This window comes from Microlunatus elymi, from assembly GCF_007362775.1.
GTDB classification, from domain to species: Bacteria; Actinomycetota; Actinomycetes; order Propionibacteriales; family Propionibacteriaceae; genus Microlunatus; species Microlunatus elymi.
Genome location: NZ_CP041692.1, coordinates 822,319 through 839,657 on the forward strand (window position 1 = coordinate 822,319; position 17,339 = coordinate 839,657).

Sequence of the window (17,339 nt, forward strand, 5' to 3'; positions counted from 1 at the left end):
TGGACCGCTGGCGTCATGGCTTGCCGGCTACGGCCGGATCCGACGTCACGGCCGACTGTGCGCGGCACAGTCGTTGGCTCAGTGTGCAGGTCACGCCGATGTGGGCTCGGGCCGAAGATCATGTCGGCCCAAGATCATGTCGGCCCAAGATCATCTCAGCCCCTTGACCGGCAGCGCATCCGACACCGGTCGACCTCCGTGGGGAACCGATGAGGGTTCCTAACCGCCCGGTTTGCAAGGCTCGGTCCACGCGATTCCCAAGCTCCGTCATCCACAGAAATGTCCGTTATCCACAAGGAAAAACGTAGTTCGAAGCGCTGTCCACAGGGGTGAACACTTCGTCCCAAAAAGTCACAAGCTTCAGATGTAAGGCAGGCACGGCATCACCGGATGCCATCTACACAGAGGAGCTGACATGTCGGAGTACGTGGTCGAGATCGCGCCGGTCGACACCGGGGCATCGGTCTCAGATCAGAGCAACAGCAAGCGGGCGGCGCGGCAGGCTGGCCCGGTTGCGTGGTTCACCACGATGCTGGGATTCGTGCTGTCGCCGCCGCGGGCAAATGAGCGCGGCATGGTGACCGTCGAGTTCATCTTCGGCGTCCTGATCGCGATCGCCATCGTCACTGTTGTGGTCACCGCCCTGGGCCAGAAGGAACTGGCCACTTTCTTCCTCGGCGTCCTGAAGAAGCTGGTGAGCTTGATCTTCAAAGGCATTTGATCACCGAGGCCAGGAGTGGGACGTCTCCCCTACGTCCCAGGGCGTCACTGAAACCGATCGCGATGACCTGGGACGCCGGCAACTGCTGACAAGCGCTGCCGGCGTCCCACGCCAAGGAGGAGCGGCGTGAACAAGTTGATGATGAGCCGGCAGACGGCCCGCGATTCTGATCAAGCTGGTTGCCAACGTCGGGCTGACTGGACTTGTGTACGGACTGGACGGAATGGGGCTCAACCGGGACGGGGTTGTGGTCGGCATGTGCCTGGTCGGGAAGCGCGAGGTGCCGGCCGTCAAACTCGACCCGTACCACGTTGGGATCCGGACCGGGGCATGGTCACGGTCGAGCTGGTGTTCGGAATGATGATCGTGACAATGATGCTGGCGCTGTTCGGCTGGGCGGTCTCGTTGTTCGGCCTGCAGGCCATGTGCATCGATTCCGCAAGTGACATCGCGCGGCAAGCGGCTCGCGGCGACCAGGCTGCGGTCGATCGCGAGAAAGCCTCCGCACCGAAGGGATCCGTGATCGACATCGACGCGAGTGGGGGTGAGGTCCGCGTTGTCGTGAAGGTCAGGTCCCAACCGCTGCAGCTTGTTCCGGGGATCACCCTGCAGGGGTCTGCAACGGCAGCCAAGGAACCGGGGAAGTCCCAATGATCATGGTCGTCGGCCAGGCTCAGTTCAACGACACATGGCCATCGGTGACGGCGCGAGCATTCCGCGGGCGAGGGGTATCGGTTCGCCAGAGAGGCAGGAGATCCAGATGATCAAGGTTGTTGGCGCGGCTGGCCGGGATGACCGGGGCAGCGGGACGATCATGCTGATGTCCGTGGTGATCTTCATGATGCTCATCGCCAGCGGATTCAGCGTCGTCGGCAGCTACATCGTGGCCAGTCACAAGGCCCGGGCAGCCGTCGATCTCGCCGCGTTGGCCGGAGCTGCTGCTTTCGGGTCCGGGCAGGACGGCTGCACCAGTGCGGAGACGTACGCGACGAAGAACGATCATCGCGTGACTGACTGCTCTGTTGTCGGCGACCCGTCCGACTTTCTGCTGACAGTCCGGGTTGCGGTCCCGGCGCCGATCAAGCTCCCCGGTCTCCCCGACGAGGTCACCGCAGAAGCGAACGCCGGCCCGGTGCGATGACGGAAGTTAGTTCATGACTCGGAATGCTGATCTTGGACCCGCATTCGGTGAGGCACTCGAACGGGAGTCGGTTGTCCTTACTGCGCCCGGATCGACTCGCCCACAGGCCTCGGTTGTCACCCGCTACGAGTGGTCGGCTGTACCGGCAACTGCAGGTCTGGTTTCGTCCTGCGACGAACATGCGGACACTCAGGAGTGCGCACGAGTCGCTTCCTGCGGCCCGGGCGCCGACGAAGAAGCGGACATGTTGATCATGAGCCGTAGTCGACGGCGGGACCAACTTCCGCCGAGTGCGCCGAGGTGTGGAGTTGATCTTGAATCGGACTTGATCATGAAGTGCCGTCGTCGCCGCGTTCGCCACCCGATGCGAAGACGTCGCGTTCGGACGCGAGAGACATCAGGTTCGGGCGCGATGATCTCACCGCTGCAAAGCGTCCTCCCTCGCGGACGGCGCAAGACGTCGGGATGGCGGGTCGGTCAGGCGGCTCGCCACCCCGCGTCATCGCGGTCTGGCGGAGAAGGGCGCCTCGGTCCGCGCATCCGCGGCTCGACGCCTCGCACTCGAGATCGATGGGATCGGCGTCCTGCTCGCCGAGTTGTCGCCGTAGTCGCTGCGGGCCGTTGGCCAGGGTCTGGCCCGCTGCGGGGAGAAGCACCCAACACCGGCAATAGGCTCGGCGATCAACGCCGACGAGGCACTACCGCTGGTAGCTGTGTCCCGGTCACCCGTTCTGGGACTGGATGTCGCAGCGCAATCGGCGGATCCGCAGAATGCGTCAACGGTCCAGCTCGGATGCCGGTGGCTCACACGCGAGCTCGAGCGGTTCTCGTGATCTGCTGCGGGTTTGGTGAAGTTATCCACAGCCAGGGCGATGGATAGCCCGTTTCTGTTTAGACTCTGTCCCCACTCAGGTCGATCAAAGGTGAAAGGCGATGTGGATGTCGGCACGACGAGCCGCCGCTGCGTTGGCTGTGGCCGCGCTGGTGCTGTGCGGCCTGGCCGGGTGCGGCGGTGGAGACGACGACTCCGTTTCCATCCCATCGACAGGCGGGCCGCCAAAAACGGGTGCTTCATCGCAGACACCTGCGGCGAGTTCCACAGCGACTTCCGACCGGACTGCCCAGGTTGCAGACGCACAGCGGAGCTATGTGAAGTTTGAGACGGCATTCACGGATGCAGGCCGGAGCGCTCCGACCGGGAAGCCGCCGGAATCGCTACTCGCCCTCGTAGACCCTGATGGGCCCATGCCTGATTGGCTCAAGCAGTCGTTCGAGGGATCGAAGCGAGTTGGAGCCAGAATCGTTGGTGGGCGGGTCGTTGTGACGACGGGGCCGGAAGTAGAGCGACACCCGGAGCAACCCGGGGTTGTTCAGTTTAAGGCCTGTAACGACTCGCGAACGTTGCAGGCTGAGAATCGCGGCAAGCCGTCATCTCGGATCGATTGGCAGTTGCTGCGAGTCGAGATGCGCGCAACTGGCGGGGATCAGGACGCAAACCCATCGGCATGGAGAGTCCATTCGATGGACCAGATAAGTGTGGATGAGCCATGCACCATCGGTTAGGGGCATTGCGAGCGACAGCTGCAGTTGTTGCGGCTGGACTTGCGGTCTGCTTGGTCACTCTCGCCGCGTCCGCCGATACGAGCATGACGCTTACGGATACGAACTCTGGCGGAACCTACGACGCGGGCGCAGGCAAAACGACACCGAGCGCGACGGCGATCACGCCTGAGGATCAGAAGTCGTCGTCCAATCCACCAGCTGCCCAGCACAACGGCTCGACATCGCAGGGGTCGAACGAGAATCGGCCGACCGGTCCGTCGTTAGCCGAGTTGGTCAGTCGGTGGAAGTCGGTTGAGGGTAGGGATGATCTGGCCGCGGAGTTGGCGGCAGGGCAGGCGTTGTTTGATGCCGTGGGCTGTGGGGTGCGTTATTCGCCGACCTCGGAGTGTGTCAGCGCGCTGCCGGAGGCGCCGTCGGGCCAGGCAGCCGGCGGCGGGGGGCAGGTGAAGCCGAAGTTGACGGCTGAGCAGGCGTATCAGCAGGTGAAGGCGTCGTTGTCGTTCGATGCTCCGGCGCCGGGGGTGGGGCCGGATCACTCGAACAACCACTTGCGCAGTGAGGTGACCGGCAAACCACTGGATTCGGTGGTCGGGTATCCGTTGTGGTTCTGGGCGGTCGGCGGCGACCAGAAGGCCAAGCAGGTCAGCAAGTCTTTGGCTGGGATGAAGGTCGCGTTGTCGTTGCGGCCGGCGGGATTGACTGTCGACGCCGGTGACGGGACGCGGTTCACCTGCTCGTCGATGGGGACGCCGTGGCGGCGTGGGATGAAGCCGGCGACGCCGTCACCAACCTGCGGGCACATCTACCAAAAGGTGGGGACGTACCGGGTGTCGATGACGACTCGGTGGTCGGTGCATTACGAAGTCGACGACGGTTCGGGTACCGCGTTGTCCGGTGACGAGGTCGTGAGCGGTACGCGGAGCCGGTTGCTGCGGATCGGCGAATTGCAGGTCGTCGTCGACGGTTGAGCGCAGCTACAGCTGAACGTTGCCGAGCCGGCCAGCACTTCTTGGCCCGCGGACGCATCGTCCGGCGAGCTCGATCAGTCGATCAGCAGTGCCTCGAGCAGCCAGATCGCGGCCTGCTTGTCCAGCATCTGATTGGCGTTCCCGCACTTCGGCGACACCACGCAGGACGGGCATCCGGCGGTGCATTCGCAGGACCTCAGCCGATCCAGCGTTGCCTGCCACCACTCCTCGGCGACTCGATATCCGCGCTCGGCGAATCCTGCGCCGCCCGGATGGCCGTCGTGCACGAACACGGTCAGCTCACCGGTGTCGGGATGCAAGATCGTCGACAGTCCGCCGATGTCCCAACGGTCGCACGGGGCGAACATCGGCAGCAGGCCGATCGCGGTGTGCTCGGCGGCATGCGCGGCCGACCCGAGTTGTATCGCAGACAGGTCGAGCGCTGTCGGCGCCAACGTCCACCAGACCGCCTTTGTACCCAATCTGCGTTCGGGCATCTCCAACGGCGTCTCATCCCACACGTCACCGGTGATCTCGTCCCGCCGCAGATAGCCGGTCACCTGCGAGAACACGTCGACGTCGCCGAGATGCAGCACGCCGCTGCCGAACGGTCGACTGCGTTGTTCCTCGACCACCTCGATGTCGTGGCTCCCGCGGGGCTGGGTGTAGTAACCGGGCTTCGCCGGCCGGACCAACGCTTCACACGCATCATGATCAAGTTCGTCCACCAGATAGCTGTCGCCCTGATGCAGATACACGGCTCCTGGATGCACCGTTCCGTCCGCCGCCGCCTGATCGACAGTTCCCAGTACGCGGCCGCTGTCGAGTTCGACGATCTCGATCACCGGGCCACCCGATCCGCGCAGATCGATCGCGTCTACCGCACGCTCCGGTCGGGGCCAGAACCAGCCACCCGGCCGCTTGCGCACCACACCCTGGGCCTCCAGTCGCGGCAGGGTTTCGATCATGGTCGGCCCGAACCACAGCTCGTCCTTGATCGTCAGCGGCAGCTCCTGGGCTGCCGCTGCCAGATGTGGGCCGAGCACGTACGGATTGTCAGCGTGCAGCACCGTCTGCTCGACCGGCTGATCGAACAACAGCTCCGGATGATCGAAGTAGTACGCGTCCAGTGGGTTGTTGGCGGCGATCAAGATCACCTCGGCGTCGCGACCGGTTCGCCCGGCCCGTCCGGCCTGCTGCCAGAGCGCCGATCGGGTGCCCGGAAAGCCGCTGATGATCACCGCGTCGAGGCCGGCGACGTCGACACCGAGCTCCAATGCGTTCGTCGCCGCCAATCCGCGCAACGAGCCGTCCTGCAGGGCCGCCTCCAATGCGCGCCGGTCGGCCGCGAGGTAGCCGCTGCGGTAGGAGTCGATGCGCGAGGGGCGTGAGCGGTTCGCGACGTGTCGGAGGTCGTCGGGCCGTTCGACCGATCGGTACGAGTCGCAGTCCTTCGACGAACTCTGCTCCGTCGTGGCCGAGTTGTCGTCGGCCGGTCCGGTCGATGAGGACGCTGTGCGGTCCTTCGACAAGCTCAGGACCCTTGTCTTCGGACCGTCGTCGGACTTGCCGGTCGTCGGGTGCATGTCGGGGTCCTCCGACGACTTCGGGGCGCGCGTGGCCGGTTCGTCGGCGGATGATTCCGTCGATGGGCTCGCCTCGCGGTCCTTCGACAGGCTCAGGACTCTTGTAGTCGGCTCGTCGGACAAGGTGGTTGGCGGCTCGTCGGACAGTGCTGGGGTCAGGACGAGGTCTTGGGCGCGGACGGCTACCAACTCGGCCATCCGGCGGGAGGGGATGAAGGCGACGGTCTGCAGGCCGGCGTTGACCAGGCCGGCCAGCAGTTCGGTGGCGTCGTCGGTGGGGTGGCCGTCGGGTTGCCACATGATCATCTCGACCGCGCCGTGCGGTGACGCGTCATGATCAACAACGCTGACCTCGTCGGCCGCGCAACCGATCAACTCGGCGGCCATCCGGTCCGCGCCGGTCACGGTCGCCGACGCCAGGATGAAGGTCGGCATCGAACCGTGGGCCGCGCACAGCCGCCGCAGCCGCCGGACCACCTGCGCGACGTGACTGCCGAACACCCCGCGGTAACGATGCGCCTCGTCGATCACCACGTACCGCACGCCGGCCAGGAACGACGACCAACGGCCGTGATTCGGCAGCATCGCGTGATGCAGGAAGTCCGGATTCGTCAACACGTACGCGGCATGCTGGCGTGCCCAGTCGCGTTCAGCCGTCTCGGCGTCGCCGTCGACGGCGGCCACCCGCCAACTCGGCAGCCCGAACCCGTTGGCGACTCGAAGTTGATCATGAGCCAACGCCTTGGTCGGGGCGAGATAGAGGGCGGTGTGCGGCCGCTTCGGCGCCAGCAGGGTGTCCCTCAACTCGGCGCGCGGCCCCACCGGTCGCCGCGCCGTCGCCGCCGGACCGCCGTACGTCGCGGCCATCACCGGCATCAGATAACCCAGCGTCTTGCCCGAAGCGGTGCCGGTGGTGATCGCGACCTGCGACCCGCCGTAGGCCGCGTCGGCGGCCTGCACCTGGTGCAGCCACGGTGCGTCGATGCCGCGTCCTCGGATCGCCGCCAACACCTCGGTCGGCAGCCAGTCCGGCCACGGCGCGAACTCGGCCGACCGCTCACCGAAGCGGCGCCGCAAACGCACCCTCTCGGGGTCCTGCAGCACCCCCGGCGCCTCGGCCGTCGTCATCACCACGGCACCAGTCTGAGCCCACCGTCCGACATTTCGCAGCGGGTCCGGCGCGAGCACTCCGACCCCGCGAACACAATCGCCCGCGCAAACGCCCGGATCGCCGCTCAACGGAGGATTTTCGGCAATCAGCGGGGGATTCTGTTCGCGGCGCGTCGGGTAACCGCCAACCTGAGCCCGGACCCAGCGACGGAGCCCGCCTCGGCCGGAGCGAACCCGGCTGAACTCGCGAAGCCGCGCCAATGTGACCCGCGTCATGCGGGCGTCGGTACCTCGCCGTTAGACTCCCGGCAAGCTGCGCGCAACGGCGCGTCGTGGAGTAATTCTCTCGAGCTTCCCGCAGCAACAGGAGTGCACTGTATGTACGTTCCTACGGCCCTTGAGGTGACGTTGTCCGCAGGCAACCTCACCGTCGCCGCAGTCGTCGCGGCCATCGCGCTGATCGCGCTGGCCATGGCCCTCGTCTTCCGCAGACAAGTGTTGGCGGCCGGCGAAGGCACCCAGAACATGCAAAATATCGCGCTCGGCGTCCAGGAGGGCGCCGCGGCTTATCTCGGCCGGCAGTTCAAGACGCTCGGCGGTTTCGCGGCCGCGGCGTTCCTGCTGCTGCTGGCACTGCCTGCGCACACCGACACCGGCGCCTCCCAGGTGCTGCTGCGGATCGCGCGGTCGATCGCGTTCATCGTCGGCGCCTTCTTCTCCGCCATGATCGGCTATCTGGGCATGTGGCTGGCCGTCCGTGCCAACGTACGAGTTGCTGCCGCGGCCCGCGACGAGGGCCGCGACCCGGCCATGCGAATCGCGTTCCGTACCGGCGCGCACGTCGGCATGTCCACCGTCGGCCTCGGCCTGCTCGGCGCCTCCGTGGTGGTGTTGATCTTCCGCAGCGACGCACCGACGATCCTGGAGGGCTTCGGCTTCGGCGCGGCCATGCTCGCCATGTTCATGCGGGTCGGCGGCGGCATCTTCACCAAGGCCGCCGACGTCGGCGCCGACCTTGTCGGCAAGGTCGAGCAGAACATCCCCGAGGACGACCCGCGCAACGCAGCAACCATCGCCGACAACGTCGGCGACAACGTCGGCGACTGCGCCGGCATGGCGGCCGACCTGTTCGAGTCGTACGCGGTGATGCTGGTCGCGAGTTTGATCTTGGGCAAGGCCGCCTTCGGCGAAGCCGGCTTGATCTTCCCGTTGATCGTGCCGGCGATCGGCGTGATCACCGCGATCATCGGCATCTTCCTGACGCGGCCCCGGCCGACCGAGAGCGGCCTCCGTACGATCAACCGGTCCTTCTATCTGTCCGCGCTGATCTCTGCGGTCTTCGTCGCCATCGCCTCCTTCATCTACCTGCCGTCGAAGTTCGCCGACCTCCACCTGCCGGCCGGCACCGTCTTCCACGGCCCGATCGACGATCCGCGGATCGTCGCCCTGCTGTCGGTGATCACCGGCATCGTGCTGGCCGTGGTGATCTTGTCGCTGACCGGCTACTACACCGGCACCGAGGATCGGCCGACCAAGGATGTCGCCAAGACGTCGCTGACCGGCGCCGCGACGGTGATCCTGTCCGGCATCTCGCTCGGCCTGTCGTCGGCCGTCTACACCGGTCTGGTGATCGCCGCCGCCGTCTTCGTCGCCTTCCTGATCGGTGGCTCCGGCATCGTGGCGCTGTTCTGCATCGCCTTGGCCGGTTGCGGTCTGCTCACCACTGTCGGCGTGATCGTGGCGATGGACACCTTCGGCCCGGTCTCCGACAACGCTCAGGGCATCGCCGAGATGTCCGGTGACGTCGAGGGTGACGGCGCCCAGATCCTGACCGAGCTGGACGCGGTCGGCAACACCACCAAGGCGATCACCAAGGGCATCGCGATCGCGACCGCGGTGCTGGCCGCGACGGCGTTGTTCGGTTCCTACACCGACGCGATCCGCGGCGTGCTGGCCGAGGCGTACACCAAGTTCACCGCCGATGCGGTGGTCTATGCGCCGCCGACACTGGTCGGCATCATTGCCGGCGCCTCCGTGGTGTTCCTGTTCTCCGGGCTGGCGATCAGCGCGGTCGGCCGAGCCGCCGGCGCCGTGGTGTACGAGGTACGCCGCCAGTTCCGTGAGATCACCGGAATCATGGACGGCACCGGCAAGCCGGAGTACGGCAAGGTTGTCGACATCTGCACCCGGGATTCGCTCCGCGAGCTGGCGACGCCGGGTCTGCTGGCGATCATGGCCCCGATCGCGGTCGGCTTCGGTCTCGGTGCGCCGGCGCTGGCCGGCTACCTGGCCGGTGCGATCGCGGCCGGCACCATGATGGCGGTCTTCCTGGCCAACTCCGGTGGCGCCTGGGACAACGCGAAGAAGATCGTCGAGGACGGCCACTTCGGCGGCAAGGGTTCGCCGGCCCACGAGGCGACCGTGATCGGCGACACCGTCGGCGACCCGTTCAAGGACACCGCCGGTCCTGCCATCAACCCGCTGATCAAGGTGATGAACCTGGTCGCCGTGTTGATCGCCCCGGCCGTGGTGGCGATGTCGCCGCTGAGCGATTCGGCCAACCCGCTGCGGTACGTGATCGCGCTGGTCGCCTTCGCGATCGTGGTGATCGTGGTGGTGATCAGCACCCGTCGCCGGGTCGGCATTGCCGAGGACGAGGAGTCCGCGGAGTCCAGTGACCGCAGCGGCGGCTCCGACACCGGTGCGGGCAGTCCGGGGGCGGGCGCTTCCGGCACCGACCGTGCCGCCACCGGGGCGGGAACCGGGTCGTCCGATGCCACCAACTCGCCGGAGTTCGCTGTGGATAAGTCTGACTAGGTTTTGGGCCGGGCTGCGAGAATCGGCCGCATGAGCGCGCCCCAGCAGCCGCCCCGCGGCCCGGCCCCGTACGGTCAACCCGGTCCGGGCAGCCAGCCCGGACCGAACGGGCAACCCGGGATGCCGAACCCGAATCCGTACGGTCAACCAGCGCCCGCCCCGCACCAGGGCTGGCCGAACCCGTATCAGCCCGGCCCCTACGCCCAGCCGATGCCGTACGGGATGTATCCGCCGGATCCGAGGTGGAGGCCGAGCCCGCTACCGATCGAATCGGTCGAGTATCAGCAGCTGTTGCGCGGTCCGCGGTACCGCGGCTGGCGTCCGGTGCTGGCCCTGCTCCTGTGCCTGGTCTTCGCACTCGGCGCGCAGGTCGTGCTCGGCATCATCCTGGCGGTGATCGTGATCGCGGCCGGCGGCGACCTGAATTCCCTGCTGGACACGCTGTCGTCGAAGTCGATGGGGCCGCTGGCCTTCGGCTATGTGATTGCGGGCTTGATCAGCCTGATCCCGTCGGCGATGTTCGCCAACTGGATCGTGCACGGGATCCGGCCACGGTTCCTGTCCTCGGTGGCCGGCGGGTTTCGCTGGGGATGGCTGCTGCGCTGCTTGATGATCACGGTGCCGCTGTTCGTGATCTACCTCGGGCTGCAGTTCCTGGTCGGCTGGGACTACGGTCCGCGGCCGCAGCACTGGGGAGTGTTGTTGATCATGGTGGTGATCGCCATCCCGTTCCAGTCGGCCGGCGAGGAGTACGCCTTCCGCGGTTTCATCCTGCAGAACGTCGGTGCCTGGTTCCGCAACCCGAAGGTCGGTCTGGTGGTGGCGATGGTGCCGTCGATCGTGCTGTTCGCCTTGGCCCACGGCAGTTTCGACCCCTGGACCTTCCTTGATCTGGCGATCTTCGCGGCCTCGTCCTGCATCCTGGTGTGGCGCACCGGTGGCCTGGAGGCCTCGATCGCGTTGCACGCGACCAACAACGTCGCGATCATGATCGCCACCTTGTTGTTCGGTGGTTGGGCTGCTGCCTTCGTCAGTTCCGACACCCACAGCAGTCCGCTGGCGCCGCTGGTCACCCTGGTGGTGAACGGGGTCGCGGTGGTGTTGATCTTGTGGATGGCCAAGCGGCGTCGGCTGCAGCGCACCTACCAACCGCTGCCGGCACAGCAGCCGGCGCCGATGATCATGCAGCAGCCGGCCGGTTACTGAAGGTCACCGCGAACCCGCGATCCAGCGACGCCAGCAGCGTCCTGGCGACCGGCCGCAACAGGGCCCGATCCATGATCGGCAACGACGGGAGTCCCAACTCCTGCCGGACCCAGGGCGGCAGCGACGCGATCGCACCGGCCGCGAGCAACCGATAGCCGGCTCGTACGGCGCCGGTCAGGGGCGGGTGCCAGAGCAACAGGCTGGTGGCAGCGCGGGCCTGTCCGCCGCCGCGCAACTCGGGCCGGAAGGAATCGAACTGCCGCCGAAGTTGATCAACATTGCGCGGCGGCTCCAGGACACCGAGGGCGGTGCCGACCCGAGCAAGATCGGCAACGTAGAGGTCCGCGTCGCGTGCGCCGAGCGACTGATGCCCGTACAGCCGGTGCGCGGTCAGGAAGCTCTCCGCCTCGGCCACGTGCACCCAGCCCAACAGGTGCGGATCCGAAGCCCGGTAGGGATCTCCGGCAGGTGTCACCCCGGATACATGATCATGAATCCGGCGGACCCGGGCGATCGCATCGAGAGCCTGATGGCACGAGCCGAAGGTGGTGATCGCGATGAACGCGGCGGTCCGCTGCAACCGCCCCCACGGGTCGCTGTGATAGCCGGAGTGTTCCTCGACGGCCTGCATCGCGACCGGATGCAGAGATTGCACCAGCAGCGCCCGGATGCCGCCGATCAGCATCGCGATGTCGCCGTGTACCAGCCGAACCGGCGAGTCAGCCGGATACCACGGCTCGCCCGAGTCGCCCGCCCGCAGCGCGCCGAACGCCGACTGTGGATCATTGGCACCGAGCACGCCGGTCACCGCATGCGCCATCCGGACCCGGATCCGGTCCAGCGGCAGCACCTCAAGCGGCCATCCAGTCATGACCCTCAGGCTAATCCGGCGGCACCGCTTAACAACCACCCCTGGGTGGGGTGCTGGACCGGCCTCAACGCCGAGCCGCCGCAGTGTGGTGTGATTCTTGGTGTGATTATCGTCATGTCCGGCTTGCCAATTTGCGCGCTGCGCTTGGGGTGATCGACCGGATGAAGTTAGGCTCACCTTATGACCACTGCGACCGTCGCGTCCGCGCGCCCGGACGGCGCCTCGCGGACGGTCGTATCGCCGCAGCGGCGGAAGGCGGCTCGGATGGTGCCCGGGTTGATCGCCTGCGCTGCCGCCCTGGTCGTGCTGTCGGTGCTCAGCATGGCCGTCGGTGCGCGCACCATCTCCCCCTCGGTGGTCGTGCAGACCTTGGGCGACTTCAACATCTTCCACGCGATCGGCGCGCACGACGTGATGGCCGGACTGCCGCAGCGGTATGCCGATGACACCGATCGGCTGGTGATCTTAACGTTGCGCCTGCCGCGCACCCTGCTGGGTCTGATGGTCGGTGCTGCCCTCGGGCTGGCCGGCTGCGTGATGCAGGGCGTCACCCGCAACCCGCTGGCCGATCCCGGCATCCTCGGCGTCAACGCCGGTGCCGCGCTGTGCGTGGTGCTGGCGATCACGTTCTTCGGGGCGAGCAGCCCTGGCGGCTATGTCTGGTTCGCCTTCGTCGGTGCTGCCGTTGCCGCCGTGATCGTGTACGGGATCGCAGCTCTCGGACGCGACGGCGCTACCCCGGTGAAACTGGCGTTGGCCGGGGCCGCGATGTCGGCTGCCTTCGCCGCCGTCACGCAGGCCTTCCTGCTGCTGAATCAGAGCACCTTCGATCAGATGCGGTTCTGGCAGGTCGGCGCGCTGGCCGGTCGTGATCTTGATCAGGTCGGCCAGTTGGCCCCGTTCCTGCTGATCGGCTGTGTCGCGGCGCTCTTCCTCGGTCGCACGCTGAACACGCTCTCGCTCGGTGACGACGTCGCCCGCGGACTGGGCGCGCATGTCGGTCTCTCTCGGGGGTTGTCGGCCGCGGTCGTGGTGCTGTTGTGCGGTGCGGCCACCGCCGCAGCAGGTCCGATCGGCTTCGTCGGCCTGACCATCCCGCATGTCGCGCGGATGATCACCGGCCCGAACTATCGCTGGACGCTGCCCTACTCGATGCTGCTGGCGCCGATCCTGCTGCTCGGCGCCGACATCGTCGGCCGGGTGATCGCCCGACCCGGCGAGGTACAAGTTGCCATTGTGACTGCGGTGATCGGCGCGCCGGTCTTCATCGCGCTGGTCCGTCGCAAGAAGTTGGCCGAGCTGTGACCGCCACGCTGCCGCACCTCGATCTTGACCTGCAGCCGGTCCGGACCGTACGCCGGCGGTTGCGGCGGCGTACCTTGATCGTCTGTGCCGGTTTGCTGGCCGCGTTGTTGATCATCTTCTGTGCCGCCATGGTCGTCGGCGATTTCCCGCTCAGCTTGAAGGAGCTGTTCTTCGCGCTCACCGGCCGCGGTTCCGCGACGACCAACTTCATCGTGTACGACCTTCGGTTGCCCCGAGCGGTGACCGGGATGGTGGTCGGGCTGTGCTTCGGGATCTCCGGCGCGATCTTCCAAGCCATGATCAGAAATCCGCTGGCCACCCCGGACATCATCGGCGTCAGCTCCGGCGCCAGCGCGGCGGCTGTGTTCGCGATATTGACTCTCGGGCTGACCGGGGTGGCGGTGTCGGCCTTCGCCTTCGGCGGCGCCCTGGTGATCGCGATGTTGATCTACCTGCTGGCCTACCGCGGCGGGATGTCGGGCTACCGCTTCGTACTGATCGGCATCGGCCTGGCCGCGGTGATGAGCGCGCTGATCGAGTATCAGATGACCAGGGTTGCGGTCGAGGATGCGCAGACGGCGCTGGTCTGGTTGACCGGCAGCCTTGCCGGCTCGTCGACCTCCGGCATGCTCACCCTCTCGGCGCTCGCCGTGGTGATCATTCCGGTGACCTTGATCGCAGGCCGTTGGCTGGGTGGCCTGCAACTCGGCGACGACACCGCGTCCTCGATCGGCGTTGCAGTACAGCGGTCCCGGCTGTTGTTGATCTTGCTCGGGGTTGCACTGGCCGCCATCGCGACCGCCGCGGCCGGGCCGATCGGGTTCGTCGCGTTCGTGTCCGGTCCGATCGCGCGGCGGCTGACCGGTGGTACCGGCAGCGCGCTGACCCCGGCCGGACTGGTCGGCGCGTTGGTGGTCGGAGTCGCCGACTTCGCCGGCCAGCACCTGCTGCCCGTCCAGCTGCCGGTCGGCATCCTCACCGCCGTGATCGGCGCTCCCTATTTGATCTTCCTGTTGATCAGGTCGAACCGACTCGGCGTCGGAGGTTAGGACCACCATGACGATGACCAAGCAACCGGTCGAGCTGCCGCAACCGGGGATCGCGGGCGAGACCCGGCCGGTGACACCGCGACGGCTGCAGACGAACAACGTCAGCCTCGGCTACGGCGGCCGGCAGATCGTGTCCGACCTTTCGCTGCAGGTGCCAACCGGGCAGGTGTCGGTGATCATCGGTGCCAACGGCTGCGGCAAGTCCACCCTGCTGCGCGGGATGGCACGGCTGCTGACCCCGGCCGGCGGCGCGGTGCTGCTGGACGGCAAGAACGTACATTCCATGCCCAGCAAGGAAGTCGCCAAGATCATGGGGCTGCTGCCGCAGTCGCCGAACGCACCCGAGGGCATCACCGTTGCCGACCTGGTCGGTCGCGGCCGTTACCCCCACCAAGGCTGGTTCCGGCAGTGGACCGCCGACGACGATCGTGCCGTCACCGCGGCGCTGATCGCGACCGACACCCTCGCGCTGGCCGATCGGCCGATCGACGAGATGAGCGGCGGGCAGCGGCAGCGGGTGTGGATCGCGATGGCGCTGGCGCAGGAGACCGATGTGCTGCTGCTGGACGAACCCACCACGTTCCTTGACCTTGCACATCAGCTCGAGGTGCTCGACCTGCTGACCGATCTGAATCGCCGTCGGGGCACGACCATCGTGGTGGTGATGCACGATCTCAACCTGGCGTGTCGGTACGCGGATCATCTGGTTGCGATGTGCGACGGTCAGGTGATCTCCAGCGGTACGCCGCGCGAAGTGATCACCGCCGAGTTGATGCGCGACGTGTTCGGGCTGTCCGCCACCGTGATCGACGACCCCGTCTCCCACACCCCGACCATCATCCCGATCGGCCGCCACCACTGCGACGACCTCACCCCCTGAGCGCCGCCTCCCCGTACCCCCTCGCCACGCGCCCACCCAAAGTCGTGACGACGCGAGTTGTGGTGGTTCCGGGGGTGTCGGCCGAGTCCAGAAGTCGTGACAACGCGACTTTGGGTGGCCGAGTCGGCGCATTTCCCAGCCCGAACTCAAGTTGTCGCGACTTTGGTCGGGGCGTCCCTGGGGTCGGTGGAGGGACGTTGGGTTCGTCGGGTCGCCCGGTCGCCCGGTCGCCCGGTCGGCCTGGGCGTCGCAATCGCAGGAGGTCGTGCACCCATATGCGCGCCCGGAAAGCCCGTACCTCCTTGGATAGTTCCTGGATTTTCGCGACGTGCTGTGCCGTGAGGTGCCAGCGAACTGAGCGCTCGGATAGAACCGCGGCCACCGACCGCCGAGTCGCACTACGATCTGGGTAGGAGACGTCCGGCTGCTTGTGTGCAGGCAGCAGCAAAGCCAACCGGTGGAGGAGCTGAGGTGCGGTCACGACGCCGATCCCGCGGCGGCCTGGAAGAGGCGGTCGTGGAGGTGCTCAGCAAGGCCAAGCGGCCGATGACCACGGCCGAGGTGCGCGAAGCGCTCGGCGGGGACCTCGCCTACACCACCGTGATGACCGTACTTGCCCGGCTGCACGGCAAGTCCGCGGTGACCCGTCAGGCCGAGGGCCGCGGCTATGCGTACGCAGCGATCCGCGACCCGGCCGAGCGGACCGCTCGTCGGATGCAGCATCTGCTCGCCGGCGATGCCGACTCGGCGACCGTGCTGACCCGGTTCGTCGACAACCTGAGCCCCGCCGACGAAGCAACTCTGCGCGCCCTGCTCGAGGTCGATCGGCCCTCCGCACCATGATCGCGCCCCGCACGATGTTCACGCCCCGCACGATGTTCACGCCCCGCACCATGTTCACGCCCCGCACCATGTTCACGCCCCGCACCATGTTCACGCCCGCATGATGATCGCGGGCGCGGCCGCTGCCTTGCTGGCGCTGCTGGTCTTCGCCGGCGTCGCCCCGGTTCTCGGTCGCCGCATCCAGGCCTGGCAGGCGACCGGCATCCTGGTTCTGGGCAGCGTCCTGGCCGCCGGCTCGGCGATCCTGGTGCTCGGCGTACTCGCCTCCACCTGGCTCGGCGAGCTGACCTGGGTGCGGGCGATCGTGCCGTGGTCGGAGCGGACGTTGACCCTGACCAATCCGGTTCCGGTGCAGATCGGTATGGCCAGTACGGGGATCCTGACGTTCTTCCTGCTGGCCGGTGGGTACGTGGCCGTCCGCCGGATCTGCCGCCAGGTGGCGTTGCTGCGTGCTGCTCCGACCGGCCGGGTCGGCACGGATGCCTGGGCCGGGATGCTGCCGCCCTCGTCCAGCGCCACCGACCTGACGTCCAGGACGGAGCAGGCGGCCCTGCTCGATCGGGCGGTGTTGCTGGACGACCCGGTGCCGGACGCCTTCAGCCTGCCGAAGCCGGTCGACCGGATCTTCCTCACCAACGCGATGGTGAACCGGTTGAATCCGGCGGAGCGGGAGATCGTGTTACTGCACGAGCGCGCCCATCTGCGCTATCACCACGGCTGGCTGCGGCTGGCTGCCCAACTCGCGGCCGATTTCGTACCGGTCCTGCGGCCCGCCGCGACGGCCGCCAGAGCAGCCACCGAACGATGGGCCGACGAGTATGCCGCCCGCCGGATCGGAGATCGCCGCGCGGTCGCGCTCGCGATCGCCCGAGTCGGTCTGCTCCATCCCTCGACTCAGTCCGACGTGCCGGCAGGTGTCCGGTCCGCGGCCGGCGACGGCGAGGTGCCCCGTCGGGTCCGAGCTCTGCTCGCACCGGCACCCGTTGCGCGTACGGGATTGGCGGGCATCCTGGTCGCCTTGCTGTTGACCGCCGGTGTCTCCAGCGCGATGGTGGCGTTGACCGGCGAGGACCTGTTCGAGGATGCGACGCCGGCGGCGCCGACCACCGTCGTCACTGTCCCCGGGGCACTGCCGCATCAGCAGGCGCACGTCCGTCAGCGGTGATCCTCGCTCCATGGCCGGCGCCACCCGCGGCGACGGGCCGAGCCTGTGGATGTCCACAGACACAGCTCGGCTACTACCAAATGCGTAGTACCGTCTTCCTCGTGTCGACTACTG

13 protein-coding genes are annotated in these 17,339 nt (G+C 67.1%); 11 read left to right on the forward strand and 2 right to left on the reverse strand.

Annotation, left to right across the window (positions count from 1 at the left end; genetic code table 11):
- Positions 1-427 precede the first annotated feature (427 nt).
- From FOE78_RS03605 to FOE78_RS03620, 4 genes are all read left to right on the forward strand, one after another.
- Positions 428-721, forward strand: a complete 294-nt coding sequence (locus FOE78_RS03605; protein ID WP_143985104.1) for a hypothetical protein — start codon at positions 428-430, stop codon at positions 719-721.
- A gap of 330 nt (positions 722-1,051) precedes the next feature.
- The gene (locus FOE78_RS03610) at positions 1,052-1,375 is read left to right on the forward strand and encodes a TadE family type IV pilus minor pilin (RefSeq protein WP_143985105.1); all 324 of its coding nucleotides are present in this window, start codon (positions 1,052-1,054) and stop codon (positions 1,373-1,375) included.
- A 106-nt stretch (positions 1,376-1,481) separates the two neighbouring features.
- A complete protein-coding gene (locus tag FOE78_RS03615; RefSeq protein ID WP_168207359.1) occupies positions 1,482-1,862 on the forward strand; it encodes an Rv3654c family TadE-like protein in 381 nt (126 codons plus the stop codon).
- A gap of 1,925 nt (positions 1,863-3,787) precedes the next feature.
- Positions 3,788-4,393: a hypothetical protein gene (locus tag FOE78_RS03620; protein ID WP_143985107.1), complete on the forward strand. Its 606-nt coding sequence runs from the start codon at positions 3,788-3,790 to the stop codon at positions 4,391-4,393.
- A gap of 74 nt (positions 4,394-4,467) precedes the next feature.
- On the opposite strand, the gene FOE78_RS03625 is transcribed toward FOE78_RS03620, so the two are convergent.
- Entirely contained in the window at positions 4,468-7,107 is a 2,640-nt protein-coding gene (locus FOE78_RS03625; RefSeq protein WP_143988496.1) for a DEAD/DEAH box helicase, read from the reverse strand.
- 360 nt (positions 7,108-7,467) lie between these two features.
- On the opposite strand from FOE78_RS03625, the gene FOE78_RS03630 reads away from it, so the two are divergent.
- Both FOE78_RS03630 and FOE78_RS03635 read left to right on the forward strand, forming a co-directional pair.
- Positions 7,468-9,906, forward strand: a complete 2,439-nt coding sequence (locus FOE78_RS03630; RefSeq protein WP_143985108.1) for a sodium-translocating pyrophosphatase — start codon at positions 7,468-7,470, stop codon at positions 9,904-9,906.
- A 30-nt stretch (positions 9,907-9,936) separates the two neighbouring features.
- Complete coding sequence (locus tag FOE78_RS03635) at positions 9,937-11,112, forward strand: CPBP family intramembrane glutamic endopeptidase (RefSeq protein WP_143985109.1); 1,176 nt, start codon at positions 9,937-9,939, stop codon at positions 11,110-11,112.
- Here the strand turns inward: FOE78_RS03635 and FOE78_RS03640 are convergent.
- On the reverse strand, positions 11,087-11,983 hold the full coding sequence (locus FOE78_RS03640; RefSeq protein WP_143985110.1) for an oxygenase MpaB family protein: 897 nt from the start codon (positions 11,981-11,983) through the stop codon (positions 11,087-11,089). The genes FOE78_RS03635 and FOE78_RS03640 overlap by 26 nt on opposite strands.
- 180 nt (positions 11,984-12,163) lie before the next feature.
- Between FOE78_RS03640 and FOE78_RS03645 the strand changes: the two genes are divergently transcribed.
- The 5 genes from FOE78_RS03645 to FOE78_RS03665 all read left to right on the forward strand — a co-directional run bounded on the left by FOE78_RS03645 (position 12,164) and on the right by FOE78_RS03665 (position 17,225).
- Positions 12,164-13,288 (forward strand): FecCD family ABC transporter permease, encoded by a 1,125-nt coding sequence (locus tag FOE78_RS03645; protein WP_143985111.1) that lies wholly within the window; start codon positions 12,164-12,166, stop codon positions 13,286-13,288.
- Positions 13,285-14,337, forward strand: coding sequence for a FecCD family ABC transporter permease (locus tag FOE78_RS03650; protein ID WP_228266028.1), 1,053 nt, complete (start codon positions 13,285-13,287; stop codon positions 14,335-14,337). Before FOE78_RS03645 ends, FOE78_RS03650 begins: the two co-directional genes overlap by 4 nt.
- A gap of 13 nt (positions 14,338-14,350) precedes the next feature.
- Complete coding sequence (locus tag FOE78_RS03655) at positions 14,351-15,217, forward strand: ABC transporter ATP-binding protein (RefSeq protein WP_143988499.1); 867 nt, start codon at positions 14,351-14,353, stop codon at positions 15,215-15,217.
- A gap of 471 nt (positions 15,218-15,688) precedes the next feature.
- Positions 15,689-16,060 (forward strand): BlaI/MecI/CopY family transcriptional regulator, encoded by a 372-nt coding sequence (locus FOE78_RS03660; RefSeq protein WP_228266029.1) that lies wholly within the window; start codon positions 15,689-15,691, stop codon positions 16,058-16,060.
- Positions 16,061-16,160: 100 nt separating this feature from the next.
- Positions 16,161-17,225 (forward strand): M56 family metallopeptidase, encoded by a 1,065-nt coding sequence (locus FOE78_RS03665; RefSeq protein WP_143985113.1) that lies wholly within the window; start codon positions 16,161-16,163, stop codon positions 17,223-17,225.
- The last annotated feature ends 114 nt before the right edge of the window (positions 17,226-17,339 follow it).